The following is a 21,618-nucleotide window of genomic DNA, read 5'->3' on the forward strand; positions in this document are numbered from 1 at the left end:
CTCCATGGCGTTAAAAGGAAGAAACATGAGTGTACAGAACATCGCTGAAAATACAGGTTATTACCACAACCTGATGCAGCCGATTCCAGGAGACCATCCTTGTGGCCTGGATCTCGAATATGATGCGGCATTTTTACTGCTGCAGACAAAATTACAACCCAAACTGACTGCTGAATATGGTGATTTTATTGAAGTCGCCGAGTCAATTAATTGGACAGATACCGAAAGAAAATGCCTCGAGCTTTTGAACAAAGCTCGGGATGTTCGGCTATTTATTATCCTCATACGTTGTCGGATGCGCCAAATTGGCCTCAGTGCAGTACAGGAAGGACTTGCAGCTTTAATCTGCTGTCTGAAGCTGTGGCCTGAAGACCTACACCCCCAACTGCTTGATGGAGGAGAGTTTGAGCCCTTTATGCGGGCCAACGCTTTTGCTGATCTGGAAGATATTGATGGCTTTATCGCAGATCTTCGCAACCAACTTCTACCCAAAGCTGCCGGTATGCAAATTTCGGTTAAAGAATTTGAAAAAGCCCATTCTTTTCCACGTGAAGAAGGCGCACTGGACGAAGGCACCATGGAAGCAATTAAACATGAATGGCTGGTCCGATCCGACAGTACTATTACCTCATTGCAGAAAGCCTATGCATTACTGTTGGAGCTCACCGCTCGCCTCCGTGACTCTCTTGGCGACATCACGCCGGATTTTGTCAGATTAACCTCACTATTACGTCACTTTGGTCATGACGGTATTGCGCCAATGGTGGCCTTTGAAACACCTCAATACCATGTAGCTTCTGAGGAAAATAAGCCATACGAACTCGCCACTGAACCATCAATGATAGAAGCCGCGGCACCAGTTGCCGCCGAGACAGACATTGCGGCCACCTCATTTCAGCCCCAGCAGCAAGCAACATTACAAGCTGTACCTATGCCGATACCAATGCCTCCACAACCCAAAGGTATCCAAAGTCGCGCTGAAGCATTATCCAGAATTATCGAAGTACGCCAGTGGTTTGCAGACTCGGAACCCAGTAGCCCTGTCATTGCTTTATTATCCCTTTCAGAAAAAACAATCGGCAAAAGCTTTGGTGAGTTACTTCAAATCATTCCTCAAGAACTGATTTCAAAACTTGACGCAGGACAGGAGTAACCAGCCATGAAAAGGGAGCTTTTCATATTATTAGTGGGTGCCGCTATCACAGGGCAAACACATGCTATTTGCACAATTGACACTACCAGTGATAAGGGTGGAGTACTGCCGACAACCATGACTGTGCCCGCGTTCACCATCACGATTGATGCTGATGCACCGGCTGATACTTCAAAATTTATTGCTGAAGCAAATACAGCAATTCAGGGTGAGAGAGTCAGTTACGTTGATTGTGCCGACGGTAATCCATATGGTAAAAATGTGGCCCCGCTACTAGGTGCCAGCCTGGGCAATGGGCTGTTTGCGACCAATATTGAGGGCATTGCCATTAAACCTATGTGGAATAATGGGGGGGCCTTTGGAACATTTAATACCTCTGCAGGCATGACATTTAACACCGATATTGGTCGATGGACTTATCCTGTTAATTCCTATTTCAGGATTGAGCTCTATAAAATAAAAGACACACTATTATTAAATAACCCAGCAGGTCAATTAGTTCTGCCCGGCGGTACCGCTGCTTATAACTGGGTAAATATTAATAGTTTGGCCAACTTCGCTCAAAAAATGGATATTGGTCAAATCACCATAATCAGTACTCCATCTTGCACTTTTAACGGGACAAAAGTCGTCGATTTCGGCCTCGTGACCTCCGGTAATTTAAATAACGGAATAGAACGAGATCTGGATTTTGATATTACCTGCAAAACCGATTATGGCCAATATTCGGCCATAGCTGCAATTACCACACAAACCCCCACTGCAGATGGACATTACATTAAAGTCAAAGATAACAATGACCAAGATGGTCAAATGCGCATAAAGATTAGCGACAGTAGCGGGAAATTAATGATAATGGACGGTAGTACTACCGAGAAAAAAGTCAATATTTCCAGTGCCACTCCAGCTGAATTTAAATGGAAGGCAACTCTTGAGCCCGCGGTTATAAACGCTAAGCCAGCTAACGGTCGCTTTAGCGCTGCTGCCGAAATAATTTTGCAAGTTAATTAACCTATAACATAAACATTATTAATTTTACACGGAACATTTATGCAGTCTGCATCTTCTATTTTTGTGAGCATTGCAAGTTATCGGGATTCGGAATTAATCCCGACATTGCATGACATGATAAATACAGCCAAACACCCAAAACATCTCGATATTGCAGTTTTCTGGCAGGATGATAATGATATTAATACTTTTTTAAATCAGGGTATGCGACTGAACGAAAGTAAAACCTATCTTGGATATCCATTACATCTGCTGGAATATAACGGTGCGCGCATATGGGTTTTAAGTGTGCATTATTATGCAAGTAAAGGGGCATGTTGGGCCCGACATATGGCCGAGCAACTATTTGAAGATCAAGATTATTTCTTGCAAATAGATTCTCACTGCAGGTTTATACAGCATTGGGATCATGAAATGATCGCTATGTTAAATAGCCTACGGGTTAATAGTCCTAAACCAGTCTTATCCAGCTATCCTCCTGGCTATGAACCTGGTGAAAATGAGAACAGAAAAGATTATGTCAGCCGCTTAATCTTTAATACTTTTACACCAGAAGGCATGGTGCAAATGATGTCGATACCTTTTACTGAAACCGCACCAGTACGCTGCGGCTATTTAGCTGCCGGCTTCATCTTCAGTGATGGCAGTTTTGTGCATGATGTTGCCAACGACCCTGATATTTTCTTTATGGGTGAAGAGATTGCCATGGCTGCTCGCGCTTTTACTCATGGCTATGATACTTATGCGCCAAATAAAATTTTGCTCTGGCATTTTTATACTCGAAATAACCACAGCAAAGTTTGGTCAGATCACAGTAATGAAGCAAAAGAATCAGGTGCTATTGATCTTGCTTGGTGGGAAAGAGACAAAATCGCAAAAAGTCGAGTTCGAGCACTGCTCGAATCTGAACAAGAAACTATCGAACTTGGCCGCTATACATTAGGCACAAAACGTTCTTTACAAGAGTACGAATATCGACTTGGCCTCAACTTTAAACAACGGACCACACATCCAGATGTTACGGGATCCAATAAAGTTAGCTATTTCAATGAGCTGCCTACATCTCATTCGCAATGGTTGCAATCCCTGATTGTGGTGAATAAAAAAACACTAAAAATAGAAAAGCATGAAGTCGATTTTGCTCGTGAAGATGTTGAGTGGTGGCACATCGGTGTCTATAACTCACAAAACACACAGGTCACAGCAGAACAGGTCGATCTGAATAATATGAAGAAAATCATTAATAAAATAGATGACTCAACCGTTGAGTTGAAATTAGCATTCAATACTGAAAAGAATGTAAATCCGCATACTATCAGAATATGTCCTTATATTCGGATGCAAGGTTGGGGTGAAGTTGTGGAGAAATCCTGGTGAAGAGTGAAGACATTTTTAAACAAATCTTAATTGCTGACACTTTATTGTCGTTCAATGGCATTATTCCGTCGTTATCTGATTTTCAGGAAAAGTTGATAACGTTGATTACAGAATTCAGCCAAACGCTTAAATCAGAGCAACATCCACCAATCGAAGTCGATCGCTTATGCCATCAGCTTTGCCATTATCTCGATAAACGCATTGACAGCACTATTAAAGATAAAGGATTAAATTGGGATAGCTACTTATTATTAGATTACTTCTATGGATACAGTACGCCTTTACCTACCGATCACGCGAGTCTGGAAGCATTATTAAATAGCGATGATAAGATCATTTATCATTATGCGTTTAAAGTACTTCTGCTTTCGCGTAATTTGCCAGTTCGTGATATGAAATCACAACAATTAATCGCACGTTATAGCCACAAATTTTTATCACTCAACTTGGCCGTGGCTGACGATAAAATTGATGTAGAACCAGAATTAGTCGAGGTTGCTCCCCCTATCAAAGAGCCTGTCAAAAATGTGTTCGCTTCAGTCAAACGTAGTAGCTGGCGCTCTTTGAGCATCGCCTTATTTGCTCTGGCGTTATTACTCTCAGCATTCTGGTTCTGGTGCTCCCGCTATTTAGGTGATATGTCTTAAATGTTTACGGTTAAATTAAATAAATCGCTATTGCTGCTGTGGTTGGCAGCCTTTGGCTTTTTAATAGCAAGTATTACTTTTCAAGGAAATACGTTATGGAATAACGTTATTTTCATTATATTTCTCATTCTCTTAGCAATCACTGTCTGGTGGCATTACACTCTGAAGCCGGTACAGACTCAGCCAGAGCAGCCCCATCCAGAACCACAGTCAGCGCAAGGAGTAACTGTCCAGCCTACAGATTCAGAAAGCACTGTTATTTTAATCCTTGGTCCTTATGCGGCTAAGTGGTTTAGTAATCCAGAGGCGACTGATAATACTCGTTTTTCCAACCATGCAACCTGGATATTAATTTCTGAACCAGAAGCATTACAAAAACGACTTAAATTTATTGCTGACTATCATCCTTCAGCTCAGGTTTTGGTTTTCTTTCCATTCCTTCCAGATGTGCATGACAGTACGTCAATTATCATTTCACAACTGACCACGTGGCAGAATAGTTTTGCCACATTGCCACTGCAAACCCCTCTTTCGAGTGTATTAGCTATCTATTTACAATTGAGTGGGGAACGTCTTAGCCATAATCCTGATAATGCCTATTGGACAGGAAATATTAATTTTGCCAATAAGGAGGAGATCGATATTGCCTCTGCTTTTGAAGTATTAAACAATAAGTTTTCATTGCAAGATAACAACAGTACTGAGTTCGCTTCTCAACGTAATGTGATGGCGTACCAATTTTTTATCTGGTTAAACGAATCAGGAATAACCAATACCCTACAAACACTGTTCTCCCACACATCATTACAATTAACTGATGTAATCTTGTCAGATAATGGCAAAGGGTTTATCAAGCATGGTGCCTGGTCAGTATGGCTAGAAAGAACCGTGGGAATTCTACCCGGTTTAGCCTCTGCTGTTTCACTGCCCCCTTTCCCAAAAATTATTAATTGGCAAAAAAAACAAGTGATTCCAGCAGCGGAACCGCAGGTAATAGAACCACCTGCACCAGTGAAATGGCTATGGAGTCTATGTTTTGCAGCGGTGCTATTAGCCTTGCATATGATACACACAGTGTCACAAGAGAAAGTTTTCTATCAGAAATTTAGCCAGCAGTTAGCCCCTGTAGATAATGTTAACGAGTTGTCTATGCAACATCTTGCAGAAAATCTCGCGGCGTTGGCTGACAAAGGAAAAATCTTGTCCACATGCGTAGATTCATTCGATATAACGCGTTGGGGACTCTCACAATGTGCGCCATTGTTGAAACAAATAAACCATAAGATCGAAACTTATACCGATATTCCCGTGTTTAATTCCGCCATAATGGCACCACTGTTTGACTCAAATAGCAGCAAACTGAAACCAAACACGCAAACCAATAAGATACTGACATCTCTGTTAAGTTTTCTGGAACATCATCCGGGTCGCAAAGTTTTAATTGTCGGCCATTCGGATAACACAGGTAGTCCTTCGATTAATATGACACTTTCTGAGCAGCGCGCGCAGGTGGTTGCCGACTGGTTGATTAAACACAGCTCAATCTCAGCTAACGATTTTATTATTATAGGAAAAGGTGCATTAGAACCCGTGGCATCAAATGACACAAAAATAGGACAAGACCAAAACAGACGTGTTGAAGTGCTGTTATTACCAATACAAGATAAGAATGCAGGAGTTAAAATTCAATGAGTGCTACATCTTCAAATTATTCAATTTATGAGGGCACGTTTCTGACCACGGCCCCTATCCTAGATCAATCAGTGAATATCTTAATGTTCAGAGATCCTGATAATCACGAATATAATATTATTATTAACCGTACTTTGCTGGATGAAAAGGAAACACCAGAAGCTTTCTGTGAAAAAGAAATGGAAGCACTACACAATAAACTACCGGGCTTTCAAATTGAAGGAAAGTTACTGACACATAAACTTGGCCCAGCCAAATTACCGGTAGTACAAGTAGCAAACAATTTTTTGCAAAACGGGGAAAGGACTCGCCAAGTTCAATCTATCGTGTTGTTGCCACATCACCCAATTTCAAATCCTGATAACCGTGTTGTGCTTATTTTTACTTTGACAAAAACTGGAGGGGAATTTACTGAACATCAACGTAAACATTACGTAAAAATCATCAACAGTTTTAATCCAAAAGTGATATCTTCCGATTAATACAAGCAAAAAAAATCACTTCACATATATATCATGTGAAGTGATTTTCATCTAAATATGTTTATAATAACTGATATCTAAACTATTAACGTTATATTTTCTACATATATTACTGCGATATTCAATAATTTTTTTATGCGTCGTAGAAAGCAATTCTGCTATCTGATCGTTACTTAGTCCAAAAGTAATTAACTTTAATGTTTCTTGTTCTTTTTTCGTTAACACTGGTATTTCATAACAATCACTATCTAAATCGACAATCAGATCATTATATTTTCTATCACAGACCCTCTCTATTGTTGCTATAATATTCAATATACTCGTAGTTTTATATAAAATAGCATTGTAATAATCAGGTAAAATGCATAAGTTAGTTTTATTATCACATAAAACTATGACTCTGGACTTTTTTCTAATTTTCTTTAGCAAAGTGTATGCATCTATGCAGCCGATTGATGTTATATCAACTAAAACTAACTTGGTATTTTGACTTATAGCACTAACAAATGAATCAATAACATCATAAGTTTCTACAGTAACTTCTTTAAAAATTTGAGTATTAAATATATGATTAAAAATACACTCAAATGAGAACGACAGTAATTTACACTGACTAAATACTATAGCATTCATATTTTCGCCGCTCCTGCTTGTTAAGTATTTAATAATTATACTTATTTAAAACTGAAGTCATTAAAATTTATCAGAGTATAATAAATAGCAGTATTAAAATAATTATTTAATATAACGAGCCCAAGATTATATTCTCAGAATTTCTGGATCTGTGAGTTTTATTTTTAATCCAAAAACAAATCATTATATTGCATCCATAAAATATGCTCATTTAAAACCCAGTTACGGCATTCTCTATATAAGCCACACTTCCTTTAGTGAGTCCGCAATCAGGAGAAAACGTCGATAAATAGAGTTAGATACAAATGAAAATTGCATCATTATTACCGTAATCCTTCATATTTGAGGCGTAATTATAAAATTCCAACTTATTTAAAATACCAAGTTTTTTAATTGCACTTCTACGATAACTTAATATTGTCTTCTCAGAGCGATTAAGCATTGTAGATATATCGTTAATACTGTACCCATTGCTTGTTAACTTCACTAATCTACTTTCTGTTACTGAAAGTTGCATATTATCTTTTAGTCCTAAAAACCTAATAATATCCTTACTTGTCATATTACAACAATCCAATTTAGCAACTTTAATTATTTTGTTTATTTTATTAACAATATCATCGATATCTAACTTGTCACTATTAAATGGTATATTTATAGTCAGAATTGGTTTATCAGCATCATTAGTTTCCTGATCTAAAAAACCATTATCTTGATAGATATTAACTATAACCATAAAATCTTCAAATATCACATTGGCTTTTTTATTTCCTTTTTTTTCATAAGAATCGATCAATAAATAATCTTTACCTGACATTTTATTAAAAGTTTTCTTTAGTAAAGAAATTAAACCTAATTTGTAAAAAGTATTTTTGGTTATGATAGCTACCGATAACATTTTCATATTCCTTATCTTTCATTAATTAAACATTGTATTAATCGATGCGGAATAGAAATAATCATATAGATCATTAGTATGATAATTTCTATTTTTCATCAGAGTTATTCTTGGCAGGAAGCCAAAAAATAATACAGCCTAATACTTTCAGTTAATGTGCAAGTGAAATATCATAATTTATCTGTCCTACTTAACCATATTAAGTCTCCTATAGATTATTATAATAAACACCAAAAAAACTAATAATTTATTCTAAATGTCTGTAAGAAAGGGATAACTCTCTGCTGCCTACAATATTCCAATCGAAGTTATTTATCTGTCTTTCCAAGGTATATATATCAAATTCCCGTATATATTTAATGATTTGATTATATACGACATTAAAATTTGTTAAAGACTTTCGATTTAGACCAAACAGTGCCACAAAACACCAACAATTAGCATATAATGCTAACAATAGCATTAATAATGATATTTTATATAAAAAACAAAACAAACTTAGATTAAAATATTATTTTTATATAAATATTAGTGAAAAATATTTCAATGGATTTTTTGGAATTAAGTATCCCCCTACACAAGAGGTTAGAGGTGCCTACACTCGCTGTAATCCATAGCCCATAAAATGAATATTTATGTATAAAATGTATCAAAAAGTTTGTTAAAAAAAACAGCCGAAGCTAAAAACGAAGTGTTTCTCATTAATAGCATGAGCTACAGATAACCTGTAAGGAATTTAAGTGGAAGGGAGCAGAATAGTGAATTTGGCTACCATAATAGAGGTATGGTATCACTTAATCGTTAAAATACAGTTGGATGCTGAAAAACCTATTGTTGATATGGCATTTCTATCTGAGATGCCAGCGCTGGCACTGTTTGTACTGCTAATCACTGCCGCTGCAGTTATTGGTAGGCTTACATTTATAGTCACTTGTTATGTGACCTAATCATAAAACCAAATACCCATAACAATTATCTGTAAACAATCTCATGAAATTAATGATTTAATTCATAACCACACATGAACTGACATTCAACAATCGAGATACGCCCCCAAACGATAGACACAATCGGCGATCATTTGTTTTAATCGCGGGGAGGTTAGTATTTCCAGCTCAGTGAGGCGTGGATAGCAATAACCACTGGCCAGTAGGATTTTGTCTATGAAGGCTGGGTGGCACATGATCTCAAGAGAGTTAATGTTTTTCCGATCGGCATCATCTAACAGTTACAAAAATGACTGTTCTGTCAGGTCCTCACCATAACGCGCCCTGCCAAGGCCTGAATAGACCTGGGTTTCGTAGACATTTTTTTGCCTCATAATGGAGGCTCAATGAAAGAGTGTTTATGTCAGCCAAAAATTTCACTGAAGAATTCAAAATTGAAGCTGTAAAACAGATTAACGAGCAGGGATACCCTGTATCTGAGGTTGCGGCACGACTCGGCGTTTCCACCAATAGCCTTCACGCATGGATCAAGCGTTACCAAAAACCGAACCGCAACGTAAGAAGGACGATGCCCTTCAGCATGAAGTAAAGTGCCTTAGGCAAGAACTTAAGCGGGTGACTGAAGAGCGAGATATTTTAAAAAGGCCGCTGCGTACTTTGCAAGAACGTCGGACTGAAGTACGCCTTCATTAAAAAAATAATGTCATCTTTTTACGCTGTACGCCGCTTGTGTCTGGTTCTTAGCCTCCATTATAGCGGTTATTACCAGCGGTTAAAGCGGCCTAAATCTTTGCGCGCCAGGCAAGATGAGCGCCAAACAGGCTTCATTAAACAGCTGTGGCTTGAAAGCGGTACGGTTTATGGTTATCGAAAAATTTGGCTCGATATGAAAGACTTGGGTGAACGTGCCGGACACAACAGGATCGCGCGCCTAATAACGCGCTATCAAAATGACTCGCGCGGCAGCCACGGGCTATCAACCAGTACTCTCTCTTGGTGGCTATCACCATTGATAATGTGCAACGTACTCAGGCGCCCAATTTCGTAATGCGGCAACTGTACCGTAGACAGTGGCGGTAAAAACAGATTACCGACGCCCACAAGGTTATCGTAGCCAAGAACCGCAATATCCTGAGGGATACGTATCCCTTGTCCCAAAAGCGTCTGATACACCATAAATGCGATGCGGTCATTGCCACAAATCACCGAATCAAAATTCGGTTTACCCTGATGAATATACGCCAGCAGTATGCCAGGAATATCACGATAGTGCTCATCGCCATATTGCATGTAGTAATGATCAAGCGCATCGGGATTGATCTTGGCCTCATGAAAGGCGCGCTCAAGCCCCTGACGACGGCGGACAGTCGCCAGATGGTTAACCGGTAAATGCAGGCAGAGGGGACGACGGTACCCCGCCGCCAGCAGCGCCTGCACTGCGGTATACTGGCCCTGCTCATCGTTCGGGATATAGCAGGCAACCGGCTCGCCCTTGTTCTCGCAGTTTGCCAGTACACAAGGATGCATCAGTAACTTAGGGGAAACGTGCACTTCGCGCAGCCCCATGGTGGTGAAAATAATCCCCCCCGGCCGGTGGGCGAGCAGCAGATTGACAATATCATCGGGGTTATCATCAGAGAACATGTTAACCACGAAGCTATTCCAGCCGTGGGCGCGGGCGGTTTCCTCAATAGACAGCGTAATTTCGACCGAGAAAGGCGTGGTTACCGTATCCAACGCCAGCACACCAATCGTTTTGTTTTTGGTGCCGATACTACGAATCCGTTTGGCAGACAGGTCTGGCACATAGTTCAGCTGCTGAATCGCCGCCTGCACCCGGGAAAGGGTTTCAGGCTTCACGCGTTCAGGGTTGTTTAACACCCGCGATACTGTCATTAATGACACATTAGCCAGTTTGGCCACATCTTTTAAAGACGCCATAACCTTCCATTTAGCAAACAAACGACCAAATCCCTGTTGCGTAATTAAACCCAACAATAAGGATTTTCCGCAACAGTGCATTTACTATTCTAAACATTGGGAACCATTTTTTTTGCATATCGGGAGCAAAATCTGATCTCGATCTCAAAAAATAAATGTTAACGTTAACTCTTGTGATTAACATCGAATATCAAGCCAAAAAGCGATGAACACCCAATGTGTTAACGTTACCATTAATGCATATAATCCGCTATGAGATTGCTAAGATGAAAAAACGGCCTTCCCGCAGTTATGTACAGCTCAGTGCCCTGCTGTTCTTTTTCTTTGTAACTTGGTCTTCGTCAAGTTCACTTCTCTCTATTTGGCTTCATCAAGAAGTTGGGTTAAAGGCATCAGAAACGGGCATTATCTTTTCCGTATTATCGGTCTCCGCTCTCTTTACCCAGGTCTGCTATGGTTTTATTCAGGACAGGCTCGGTTTACGCAAAAACCTCCTGTGGTTTATCACCGCACTGTTGATTCTGTCCGGCCCCGCTTATCTCCTTTTTGGCTATTTGCTTAGCGTAAATATCTTGCTAGGTAGCGTTTTCGGCGGCCTGTTTATCGGTCTGACGTTTAACGGCGGGATCGGCGTACTAGAGTCCTATACCGAGCGCGTTGCGCGTCAGAGTACCTTCGAATTTGGACGAGCCCGCATGTGGGGTTCTCTGGGTTGGGCCGTCGCCACATTTTTTGCCGGGCTGCTGTTTAATATCAATCCCGACCTTAACTTCCTGGTGGCATCATGCTCTGGCCTGGTCTTCTTCTGTGTGCTGGCCCGCTTAAAAGTCGCGGCACCAGCGAGTATGGAGAAACTAGAGTTGGGTGCTAAAAAAATATCCCTTGAAGATGCCCTACGTCTGCTAACGTTGCCACACTTCTGGGCACTAATCTTCTTCGTGGTCGGAACCTGTATTTACGGCGTCTACGATCAGCAATTCCCCGTCTATTTCTCCTCGCAGTTCCCGACATTAAAAGAGGGGAATGCCATGTTCGGCTATTTAAACTCCGTCCAGGTCTTCCTGGAAGCAGCAGGCATGTTCTGTGCGCCGTGGCTGGTTAACCGAATTGGGGCTAAAAATGGCCTGATATTCGCAGGTATGGTGATGGCGCTTCGCATGATCGGCTCCGGACTGGTGGAAGGACCATTGCTGATTTCGATTACTAAACTGCTGCATGCGTTGGAGTTGCCGATACTGTTAGTTTCCATTTTTAAATACAACAGCCTGAATTTCGATAAGCGCTTGTCCTCCACGATTTATCTGGTGGGATTCGCCTGCACCAGCTCAATTATTGGCACCGTGTTATCACCACTGGCTGGTTTCAGCTACGAAAAATTTGGCTTTGCCCAGTCCTATCTGATCATGGGCATCATGGTGTTCTGCACCACGTTTATTTCCATCTTCCTTTTGCGCTCAAATAAGTCCTCTACTGAGCAATCATTTTTGCAGCAAGGCGCTGTGTAAATTATCGAGAGTAACGACAATGACATCCTTATTAGAACAGGCTGAACAGACGCTTGAAAAAGCACAGTCCGAGATTAACACTCGCTGGTATCCTCGCTATCACCTTGCCGCTCGCGCAGGTTGGATGAACGACCCTAACGGCCTGGTATGGTTTGACGGTTGGTACCACGTATTTTATCAACATCATCCCTATTCAACAAAATGGGGTCCAATGCATTGGGGGCATGCTCGCAGTAAAGATTTGATTCACTGGGAGCATCTGCCTGTCGCTCTGGCACCGGAAGGTCCGGCGGATAAAGACGGTTGTTTCTCCGGCTCTGCCGTGGTGGACGGTGATACGCTGGCGCTGATTTATACCGGACATAAATTTCATGGTTCGGCAGACACTGATGACAACCTCTACCAAGTGCAATGTCTGGCAACCAGTCGTGACGGCATACATTTCGAACGTCATGGTATGGTGATTGATACACCACCAGGCCTGCATCATTTTCGCGATCCAAAGGTATGGCGCGAAGGTGAATACTGGTACATGGTTGTAGGCTCCCGCGTGGAGAATACCGGCCAGGTGCGACTGTACTGCTCCACCGATCTTCGCGAATGGCACAATGAAGGCATTTTCGCTGAGGCCAAAGAAGGCATGGGCTATATGTGGGAGTGTCCTGACTTCTTTACACTGAATGGTGTACGCGTGCTGATGTTCTCCCCGCAGGGGATGGCGGCAGAAGGCTATAAAAATCGCAACCTGTTCCAGAGCGGATATGTGCTCGGTGAGTGGCAGCCAGGTCAACCGTTAACCCATGACGGACAATTTATCGAGATGGACAGCGGCCACGATTTTTATGCTCCGCAAAGCTTCCTGAGTCCGGATGGTCGCCGCATAGTCATCGGCTGGCTGGATATGTGGGAATCACCGATGCCGGAACAACAGGATGGATGGGCCGGTATGCTCTCTCTGCCGCGCGAATTAAGTCTAGGTAACAATAATCGCGTGCTGATGAAACCCACTGAAGAAGTCACCGCACTGCGCGGTACCTATTATCCTGCGCCAACCCATCACCTGAATAATCAGAAGATATTTGTCGCAGCAGATGCAGAAGCGGTGGAGGTTCTGCTGAAATGGGAGCGTAACGCGTCTACGGCTGAACAGTATGGTATTGCACTGGGGGAGGGGCTGAGAATTTACGTTGATAATCAGGCCCAGCGTCTGGTAGTGGAGCGTCGCTATCCTGAATTCTCCCTTGAGGGAATACGCAGTATTGCACTGCCCACTGACAATACTCTTTCTCTACGAATTTTCATCGACCGCTCCTCCGTGGAAGTATTTGTCAACGAGGGCGAAGCGTGTCTAAGCAGTCGAATTTATCCGCAGCCGGGTCAGCGCGATATTATATTGTTCGCAAATAACGGAGTCGCTGAGTTAAAAGAAGCTGGATATTGGTCTCTGGATAAATAATTCCATCCAAAATCATCGCGCCCTTTATATTGTGCATTTTTATTTCTGCCAGTCTCTGGCTGGCATTATATTATCTGGAATAATGAGATAGCCAAATGGATGAAATATTAATACCTCATCATCACGCTATAACGATGAATAAAAATAAGCCACCGTCAAGAAAAACAGCTTTGGCACTTCTGGTGTTATTAGCCGCTTTTCCTGCCATCGCCGAAGAAGCTGTAGAGAACTCGGATATTTATACAGGAAACTATCAAAGCTATTTTCACGATGAGGCTGAAAACCTGCAACATAACAATTCCCCTGTAAAAAAAGGGAATCAAAATTCAACAGGTAGCATTTCATCACCCTCTGTGACTTCGGGTACAGCAACCGGACAGGCAGCCTCTTCAGCGTCGGTAGCGTTATCCCCTGAAACCTATAATAAAACGCCAGAGCAAAAACAGGATATTGCTGCGGACAGTCCGGGAAACGTCAGCCTACTGCGGTTAAGGCAGGAAGCACCTCCGGTTCACTGGAACAGCATTGGCCGTAATATGGAGGCCGGCGCTTTGCACGGAAACATCGGTACCCAGATAGAGATTGATGATGTTCGCTGGAGCGATAATCAGAAAAATAGCGGAAAATTCAAACTTGCAACCATTCAGGCTTTTTTAAGACATGATGAACTGCCTAACTGGTACTTTGGTTTCTGGAATGCCAGGGAAGACAGTTATAAAGGACAATTCAGCAATCAGGACTATAACGGCTCGAACACAATTAATGAGATTTTTATCGGGCACATTTTTGAAACCTGGCGAGGAAATATTGGTACAGAAGTGATGGTCGGTTCCGAAACAGCAACGAAACGCTGGAAAAACCGTTTCAAAGTCTGGCAGGACTTACGCCTGACCAATAAATGGAGCCTTGCCGGATATGCCTATGGCGAATACCAACCCCAGGGTAACCAACCAGGCAATGGTGATCTTGAACAGTATATTTTTGAAATTGAACCGGCTATTCAATATCGCATCAATCCGGATCTCGGCCTGTATTTACGTCCTTATTATTACCATAACCGCCAGGGGCGTGAAAACTGGGGTGATATTATTGAGCAGAAAAGTAAAGTAACCGCCGGACTCTGGAGAAACTGGTACCCCCTATTAACGTCAGTGTATATAGGCTTCGGGCAGAAAAAAGTTTACAACGCCAGTAACGCCCAAGAAATATTTTATGATGGTCGTTATAAATTTATTGGCAGCACCATCAGCTATCCGGTATTTGGCGAAGTTCGTTTATATGGTGAATTCAAAGCACAATTTACAAAAGAAACAGGGCTCTGGACAAATACGGGACATTCATGGAATCCGTTCACCGTGGTTGGCGTTACTTATAACTTCTAACACTCTGGGTGTAGCATGAAAAAATTAATTTCATCGGTACTCGTTGCTCTGCTTGCACTTTCCGTAGGGAATATGCCTGCGTATTCACAACAGTCTAAAGAAACATTACAGAATAAAAGCATCACCCGTATTAATGACTTTTTCCCTCTGGTGGAGGGGTCATTTATTGGCGATCCGATGCCTGTCTATAACGAAGGCGAATTCGATATTTTTTACCTTAATGACGTACGAGGCGGCAGCGATTTAGGCGTGCATGCGATTCACCTGCTGTCCAGCGCCAATTTATATCATTATCAGAACCATTCAGAAGTTATTCCTTACGTTAATGACGTTAACGATCCAGAACTGCTCCTGGGGACTGGCTCTATTATCAAAGTGGGCGATACTTGGCACGCGTGGTATACCGCACATAATGAAAACGTATTCCCAGTTGAATCAATCATGCATGCCACCAGTAAAGACCGCCTTCACTGGGTGAAACACCCGCAGGACACTATTCTGCCGGGCGTTAACTATCGAGGTAATGACTTCCGTGATCCTCACGTCGTCTGGGTTGAAGAAAAGAAAGAGTACTGGATGCTGATTACCACCCGCAGTAGCGGTCGCGGTATTATTGCACGTTACAGTTCAACGGATTTAAAAAACTGGGAAGATCGCGGCATATTTTTTGACAACGATACCATCACCAGTAATTCAAACCTTGAATGCCCTACGTTAGTCTTCTTTAACGGGCGCTGGTATCTGAGCTTCAGCGATCAATGGCCGCTGCGCCTGACGCAGTATAGGGTTGCGGACAATCCAGACGGGCCATGGCGCAAGCTGGATAACTATGTTGTGGATGGTTCAGGTTTTTATGCAGGCAAATTAGCAATAAAAGACGATCGTTTGTTTGTTTTCGGCTGGATCCCGACCAAAGCAGGAAACAGTGACAGAGGCAACATCGACTGGGCAGGAAATCTGGTTGCTCATGAACTGACCGCTGATGCTCAGGGGCAGCTCAATAGCGTCATCCCGCAGGAACTTCAGACGGTCATCAATGACAACCGTGGTCCGGTTTACACCATAGATCATGTTAAAACGCTAAAAACGGCAACGCCGTTTGGCCTATTACAGTCATCTGTTTATTCGCCACTGCCCAGACGTGGAGAACTGACTGCAACAGTGGATGTTCCCTCCGCAGGAATGGTCATGAGCTTTGGTTTGACAGGCGATAGCGTGAGTGACGCACCGCTCAACGTTGTTTTCAATAAAAGCAAAGGGAAAGTCTATTTCTTTAACTCTCCGCTGGCAACAATTCATCAGGCCAACGCCGAATCCTGGGTTGATGTTCCGCTTGGTGAAAACGTTGAGCTACGTGTCCTGATTCAGGACTCAATTGCTATTTTTTACATTAACAACAAAGCGGCATTCAGTACCCGTATGTATTCCATGCCTGAGAAGCCATGGAGTATCAGCCTGCCTCAAAACGATAATTTTCACGCAATATTGAAAATAAAAGAAATGATTTAACGGGATATTATTATGAAAAACCATCATGCCCTAGCTGTTATTTGTGCTCTTATGCTTCCGATTCTGGCCAATGCAAGTATGAGCATCATGAAGGATTTATCGGGAAAGGTCGTTGCCGTGGACCCTTGGTCATATCTGGATGAGGATGTCATGTGGACCTCAACCCAATCCTCCAATCGTGCCGGCGGTCGCGTTCATGGCCAGCTTAAAATGAAATATGCCATTGAGGATAATAACTGGCGTAACAGCCAGTTCCACAACGGGAGCGATTCACTGACTTTTGTTCAGGGAGTTATGCGCCACGATGCTTTACCCGGCTGGTATCTGGCATTTTCTGAAGGCAGAACAACGAACTACAACGGTACGTGGGAGAACCAGACTTACCTCAGCCAAAATCAGTGGACACAACTTATTGTCGGCCATGAATACTTCTACAAACGCCTGCGCTATGGCTGGGACGTTATGGGAGGAAGCTCGTCAATCGAGGATCGCTGGCAGGGACGCGTCAAATTTTTTACCGATCTACGAGTAACGGACCGTTTCTCATTCTTCAATTACCTGTATCAGCAGATAGATCATCGCCGCAGCGGGGGGTCACAAAATGACCGTGACGTGCGCTCATTTAAAATCGAGCCTGGCGTTCAATATATTATTAACAACACAACCGGCGTCTGGTTTCGCCAGCAATTCGCCTCTGCAATATTAGACAGAGAGCAATGGGGTGATATCGACGAAAAAAGTTGGACCACATCGCTCGGTGTCTGGCGCAACTGGGGGAAACTATCAACAACCCTCAGCGGCGGATATGGGCATTATAAGAAAAATAATGCCCAACCCGAAGATGGAGAAGTCTTCCAGAATACCCGAAATCGTTTCCTGAAGGTGTCGGCAAATTATCCTCTGACCTCCCGCGTCACCGTTTCCGGAGAAGTAACCGGTGCGTTGATTAATCAGAGCGGGAGCTGGGTAACCAACGGAGATGCCATCACTACTAACTATAAACTGATGTTGGATTACAACTTTTAAATCATCAGCGGTGCGAGGGAAGCGGATCTCGCATTTACTTGATCACTGCGTCGCCACCGCTGATTACTTAAGTGTAAAAAAAGATTATTACTTGTGAGGAAATTTCATGAACATCTGGACCCTTGGCGATGCGGTGGTCGATCTCTTACCGCTTTCAGATATGCAGTATCAGGCCTGCGCAGGAGGTGCGCCTTTCAACGTTGCAGTCGGAACTGCCCGTTTGAATTGTCAGAGTGGATTTATTGGCCGGGTGGGTGACGATGACTTCGGCCATTTTTTAAGAAAAACGCTGTGCGACTCTGGTGTCTCAATCCAATGCCTACAGATGGATAACCAGCACAGAACCAGCACGGTACTGGTTTCCCTGAAAAGTGGTGGAGAACGTGGATTTACGTTTCTGACCAATCCTTCCGCCGATCAATTTTTAACTTCAGATGCCCTACCCGAATTTAGCAACGATATACTGCACTGCTGCTCCCTGGCGCTTGTTGCCGAAGCCTGTCGCGATACGTTAGCCACCGCCGTCGGGAAAATAAAACAGCGCGGCGGACTATTGAGTTTCGATGTGAACTTACGCGAACAAATGTGGGGTGATAAGCAAGAAATGCTCACTCGCGTACACCATTTCGCCACACAGGCCGACATCCTGAAACTATCTGAGGAAGAGTGGTACTGGATGACAGGCACTCACGATTTTACCAGAGCCCTGAATGCCCTTAAGGTCCTGCCAGCCGAGATGAAAATCGTGACCTACGGCGCGCAAGGTGCCATGGTGCTCTGGCGCGACATGGTCATCCATTTTAACGGCTACACCGTAGATAGCGTAGATACGACCGGGGCTGGCGATGCTTTTCTGGCAGGTTTGCTTGCATGTATAGCGCATACCGGCATACCGCAGAGCTTTGATCAGCTCCGGCGCGCTATCGCCCAGGCCAGCGCCTGTGGCGCATTGGCAACAACCCAGAAAGGTGCCCTAACTGCCCTGCCGGATACCAAGTCACTCGATACATTTATTACCCAATATTCTCTGCCAGAATATGAGATAAAACCGTTGTAGAGATGCTAACAGGTATATATACGCTCATGTGGGGCTACACAAACGAAGTTGTGATTCCTTAACGAGGCATGGAAGGGGCCCGCCCCTTCACCTTCTGCCTGCCACACGATTCCGGGAGCCTTAACGGAGGTCTCTACATTTATCGAATATAATAATATCGTTTAATAACAATTCATCAGGTAGTTTATTTCGATTCCGAGTCCGGGCACCAAATTCATATCAACGGATCTCCATGGAGGTCCGTTTTTGTTTGTATACCCCGCCATGATGACTAGATAAAGCGAGTACCACGCGCGGCCAGCGAAGCCGATGGTTTTTCATTAAACAGACGCTGATAATCAATAGCAAACTGGCTTAAATGCCAAAATCCCCACTGCATCGCGGCGTCCTTCACGGTGCGGCACTCAGAATATGGGCTGACCAGTTCGCGGCGTACCGCATTCAGGCGCAATGCTTTTAGCCACGCGTTCGGCCCAATGCCTAGCACCTGATGAAAACCGTTTTGCAGCGTTCTACGGCTAACGTATAACTCACGGCATAAATCCAACACAGTTACCGGCTCAGAAGATTGGCTCAACAGATATTCCCTCGCCTGTGAGACCAGATGTCGATAGTTAATTCGGCTGTGCACTTGTCGGGTCGAGACTGGCTGTGCGCCTTCCAGTAAATTGGTCATCGCCGTTAGCAGGTTGTGGCACAACACTTTGCGCACATTTGCCAGTTGCATACATTCAGGATCCACGCTGCCGTGCAATAGCACCTGATTAATGAAATACCATAGGAATTCTTTTTGATAAGCATTCACTTCCAGAGCCGGGTTACTGTTGAGCAATTGCAACAGACGATCAGGGTCGAGTAACGATGCTGCGTGGTTAAACAACATATCATGAGAAACCACCACGCCGAGAATGGTGTAATCATCTGGAGTGCTGAGTTCAAACTCTTTTCCTCCAGGGCGAACCGCGATTTCTTGTAAGTCCAGTGGTTGCGCACCGATAAAACCGTGTTCACCTTTCAACTCAGGGATCCCAAACCAGAAGGCATCCGGCCACACCATGCAAGATTGGCGCAGAGCTAAGCTGGTGTATTCACGGAAAATCTGCACACCATCAAAAAGAATTTCGGTTAGTTCACCTTTAAACTTTCCTGGGTGGAGCTGATCATAAAGTTGCTGCCATGCGGTGATAGTGCAGGCGTGTTCATACACATCTTGCGACTTTCGTTGATGAACATTTTCTTGCTCAACTAACGGTTTGCAATTCTCTGGATCGATTTCCCCAGAAAAAAGATGGTGCAGATCGAGCTCTGGTTTTTTTTTCATATGCGCTCCTCGGTAGAAACCCACAAGTGTTATCCAACCAGTTGCTGCCAGCATTCCGGGTGTGGATTAGGCACCACCATGCTGTATACCAGTGCGCCTTTTTCTCCTGCGGATTGACTTGCAGCTTGCGTGGTACACATGGCGTATTGCAGGCTACGCAGCAAGCTATCGGCCGACCGCACCACCAGTTGTTGATCGACCTGCAACAGCGGCTCACACTCGGCAGCATTGACCAGATAAATCTCCGCCTTCGCCTGAAGTTTTACGTAAGTAGGAAGCCCCGCACCGCCCGCCGCCGCAACCCGAGCGCGGATCTCCTCGGGTGTTAGCGCAATGCGCATTTGGCTCGGGTCACTCATGGCCCACCTCCCTGTTCACCGCCTTCACGCGATAACGGCTGCCGCGCTTACGCAGTTTGCCCTCTCGCAGCAGCCCTTCTAACGCATACTTGCTCTGCTTCAAGCTAAGCTGATAACGCGCAGCAACTTCACCGACCGTCATGCCTTGAGCATGGCTGGCAATTTCCGCCAACAATGCTTCCAGCAGCCATGCTGCATCGTTCTCCTCTGTGGCCGGCACCTGTTCTGGATCCTCCACATGATCAGACACCGCATGCGCTTTCGGCCTGACACCGCGCAGTTCTAAAACGAACTCTTCAATGTCGGGATCCGGACGGCCAATCTCTTTACGGCTGATAACCGTACCGGTACGGCTAGCAGCGGCAACACCGGCATCCAGCGCCGCACGGCAGGCAGCCAGATCGCCTTCGATGACTAACGTAACCCACCCCGGCGAAATCACCTGATGGTTGAGAACTCTTACATCGGCGGCTTTGAGCATGGCATCAGCTGCATCAATTCCCGCGACCAGACCCGAAACTTCCAGTAATCCCAGCGCGTTGATCATGGCCGTCCTCCGTTAAGCGCGCTGAATAGGGCAGCGTGCTATTTCCAATACCGCTTCGCTAAACGCATTACACGCAGCTTTGCAGGCCGCCTGACTACCGCTTAAAAACGCAGCGGAGTAGTTGGTTTCTGACGGTGGTGGAACATAGGTCACTAACTGCACATTGGCCGATTTCAGCGCGGCATCAATGCCAAATGTGGCCTCCAGCGGTGGAGCAACCAAATATGCTAACGGGTCACCTAAACGAATGCCGGTAGAGGCAGAAAGGTAGGAGCCAGTACGTGAAACCACATGGGCTAGAAACGCCGTATCCTCGGCATCGCTGGCCCATTGGAATGCTGGCCCTTGCTCGATCATGGCAAACATCGCATCTAAACCGGCACGCACTTCGGCAGGGTTCGGCCCGCCGAGCATAATAATCACTTCACCCGAAGACGGTGATGGTGAATGTGCGGCACCGGCATACAGTGAGCGGCCATACACCACTTCTACCTGAGCTTGTTTGGTGGCTTCATCGGCGGCGATGTAAGCCACATCGTCAGAATCAACGGTAATCAGGCCAAGACTGCTAATATGGGATGGCAATTTCAACTCGCAACGGAAATTGTCTTGCAGCGCAGCAATAACTCTCATCGCTTTGACGCTTGGTTTAATAAAATCTAATGCTGGCATAGT

Annotated in this window: 20 protein-coding genes and 2 pseudogenes; 14 read left to right on the forward strand and 8 right to left on the reverse strand. The window is 44.1% G+C overall.

All coding sequences use genetic code 11. From position 1 onward, the window contains the following. Positions 1 to 25 precede the first annotated feature (25 nt). The 6 genes from A6J67_RS22380 to A6J67_RS22405 are packed head-to-tail and all read left to right on the forward strand — an operon-like array spanning position 26 to position 6,362. Complete coding sequence (locus A6J67_RS22380) at positions 26 to 1,153, forward strand: ImpA family type VI secretion system protein (protein WP_080608433.1); 1,128 nt, start codon at positions 26 to 28, stop codon at positions 1,151 to 1,153. 6 nt (positions 1,154 to 1,159) lie between these two features. Continuing rightward, positions 1,160 to 2,164 carry a fimbrial protein gene (locus A6J67_RS22385; protein WP_042569150.1) on the forward strand — a complete coding sequence of 335 codons (1,005 nt, stop codon included), beginning with the start codon at positions 1,160 to 1,162 and terminating at the stop codon, positions 2,162 to 2,164. Positions 2,165 to 2,203: 39 nt separating this feature from the next. Continuing rightward, positions 2,204 to 3,541, forward strand: a complete 1,338-nt coding sequence (locus A6J67_RS22390; RefSeq protein ID WP_042569149.1) for a GlcNAc-transferase family protein — start codon at positions 2,204 to 2,206, stop codon at positions 3,539 to 3,541. After that, on the forward strand, positions 3,538 to 4,188 hold the full coding sequence (locus A6J67_RS22395) for a hypothetical protein (protein ID WP_042569148.1): 651 nt from the start codon (positions 3,538 to 3,540) through the stop codon (positions 4,186 to 4,188). Before A6J67_RS22390 ends, A6J67_RS22395 begins: the two co-directional genes overlap by 4 nt. Continuing rightward, on the forward strand, positions 4,189 to 5,880 hold the full coding sequence (locus A6J67_RS22400; protein WP_080608434.1) for an OmpA family protein: 1,692 nt from the start codon (positions 4,189 to 4,191) through the stop codon (positions 5,878 to 5,880). It abuts the gene before it with no gap. After that, entirely contained in the window at positions 5,877 to 6,362 is a 486-nt protein-coding gene (locus A6J67_RS22405) for a DcrB-related protein (protein WP_042569146.1), read from the forward strand. The genes A6J67_RS22400 and A6J67_RS22405 overlap by 4 nt, the downstream gene beginning before the upstream one ends. A 51-nt stretch (positions 6,363 to 6,413) precedes the next feature. Here the strand turns inward: A6J67_RS22405 and A6J67_RS22410 are convergent, their stop codons facing one another. Next, positions 6,414 to 6,995, reverse strand: coding sequence for a helix-turn-helix transcriptional regulator (locus A6J67_RS22410; protein ID WP_042569145.1), 582 nt, complete (start codon positions 6,993 to 6,995; stop codon positions 6,414 to 6,416). A 295-nt stretch (positions 6,996 to 7,290) separates the two neighbouring features. Further along, the gene (locus A6J67_RS22415; protein WP_050074804.1) at positions 7,291 to 7,893 is read right to left on the reverse strand and encodes a helix-turn-helix transcriptional regulator; all 603 of its coding nucleotides are present in this window, start codon (positions 7,891 to 7,893) and stop codon (positions 7,291 to 7,293) included. Between the two features lie 758 nt (positions 7,894 to 8,651). Here A6J67_RS22415 and A6J67_RS22420 point away from each other — a divergent pair. Further along, on the forward strand, positions 8,652 to 8,840 hold the full coding sequence (locus tag A6J67_RS22420) for a hypothetical protein (protein WP_125461935.1): 189 nt from the start codon (positions 8,652 to 8,654) through the stop codon (positions 8,838 to 8,840). Between the two features lie 86 nt (positions 8,841 to 8,926). On the opposite strand, the pseudogene A6J67_RS23760 reads toward A6J67_RS22420, so the two are convergent. After that, a pseudogene (locus A6J67_RS23760) lies at positions 8,927 to 9,157 on the reverse strand (ChbG/HpnK family deacetylase); the annotation flags it as partial. 83 nt (positions 9,158 to 9,240) lie between these two features. On the opposite strand from A6J67_RS23760, the pseudogene A6J67_RS22430 reads away from it, so the two are divergent. Continuing rightward, positions 9,241 to 9,777 (forward strand): annotated as a pseudogene (locus A6J67_RS22430) (transposase); the annotation flags it as partial. Between the two features lie 8 nt (positions 9,778 to 9,785). On the opposite strand, the gene A6J67_RS22435 reads toward A6J67_RS22430, so the two are convergent. Further along, positions 9,786 to 10,781 (reverse strand): LacI family DNA-binding transcriptional regulator, encoded by a 996-nt coding sequence (locus A6J67_RS22435; RefSeq protein WP_042569142.1) that lies wholly within the window; start codon positions 10,779 to 10,781, stop codon positions 9,786 to 9,788. Positions 10,782 to 11,047: 266 nt separating this feature from the next. Here A6J67_RS22435 and A6J67_RS22440 point away from each other — a divergent pair, with 266 nt between their 5' ends. From A6J67_RS22440 to A6J67_RS22465, 6 genes are all read left to right on the forward strand, one after another. Beyond that, positions 11,048 to 12,286, forward strand: a complete 1,239-nt coding sequence (locus A6J67_RS22440) for an MFS transporter (RefSeq protein WP_042570090.1) — start codon at positions 11,048 to 11,050, stop codon at positions 12,284 to 12,286. A 19-nt stretch (positions 12,287 to 12,305) separates the two neighbouring features. After that, positions 12,306 to 13,742, forward strand: a complete 1,437-nt coding sequence (locus A6J67_RS22445; protein ID WP_050074576.1) for a glycoside hydrolase family 32 protein — start codon at positions 12,306 to 12,308, stop codon at positions 13,740 to 13,742. Between the two features lie 95 nt (positions 13,743 to 13,837). After that, positions 13,838 to 15,124, forward strand: coding sequence for an OmpG porin family protein (locus tag A6J67_RS22450; RefSeq protein ID WP_050288902.1), 1,287 nt, complete (start codon positions 13,838 to 13,840; stop codon positions 15,122 to 15,124). Positions 15,125 to 15,139: 15 nt separating this feature from the next. Next, a complete protein-coding gene (locus A6J67_RS22455) occupies positions 15,140 to 16,633 on the forward strand; it encodes a family 43 glycosylhydrolase (protein WP_080608436.1) in 1,494 nt (497 codons plus the stop codon). 12 nt (positions 16,634 to 16,645) lie between these two features. Continuing rightward, on the forward strand, positions 16,646 to 17,659 hold the full coding sequence (locus A6J67_RS22460) for an OmpG porin family protein (RefSeq protein ID WP_042569138.1): 1,014 nt from the start codon (positions 16,646 to 16,648) through the stop codon (positions 17,657 to 17,659). Positions 17,660 to 17,765: 106 nt separating this feature from the next. Continuing rightward, positions 17,766 to 18,716, forward strand: a complete 951-nt coding sequence (locus A6J67_RS22465) for an aminoimidazole riboside kinase (protein WP_042569137.1) — start codon at positions 17,766 to 17,768, stop codon at positions 18,714 to 18,716. 271 nt (positions 18,717 to 18,987) lie between these two features. Here A6J67_RS22465 and eutR read toward each other — a convergent pair whose 3' ends face one another. From eutR to eutL, 4 genes are read right to left on the reverse strand one after another with little or no spacing between them, the layout of a single operon-like run. Further along, a complete protein-coding gene (gene eutR, locus A6J67_RS22470; RefSeq protein ID WP_005189847.1) occupies positions 18,988 to 20,037 on the reverse strand; it encodes an HTH-type transcriptional regulator EutR in 1,050 nt (349 codons plus the stop codon). A 29-nt stretch (positions 20,038 to 20,066) separates the two neighbouring features. After that, on the reverse strand, positions 20,067 to 20,396 hold the full coding sequence (locus A6J67_RS24000; RefSeq protein WP_050297791.1) for a hypothetical protein: 330 nt from the start codon (positions 20,394 to 20,396) through the stop codon (positions 20,067 to 20,069). Beyond that, on the reverse strand, positions 20,389 to 20,943 hold the full coding sequence (locus A6J67_RS22480; protein WP_050297790.1) for a BMC domain-containing protein: 555 nt from the start codon (positions 20,941 to 20,943) through the stop codon (positions 20,389 to 20,391). The genes A6J67_RS24000 and A6J67_RS22480 overlap by 8 nt, the downstream gene beginning before the upstream one ends. Positions 20,944 to 20,955: 12 nt before the next feature. Beyond that, positions 20,956 to 21,615 (reverse strand): ethanolamine utilization microcompartment protein EutL, encoded by a 660-nt coding sequence (gene eutL, locus A6J67_RS22485; RefSeq protein ID WP_005189853.1) that lies wholly within the window; start codon positions 21,613 to 21,615, stop codon positions 20,956 to 20,958. Between the last annotated feature and the right edge of the window lie 3 nt (positions 21,616 to 21,618).

The sequence above is a fragment of the Yersinia sp. FDAARGOS_228 genome, from assembly GCF_002073315.2.
Classification (GTDB): Bacteria; Pseudomonadota; Gammaproteobacteria; order Enterobacterales; family Enterobacteriaceae; genus Yersinia; species Yersinia intermedia.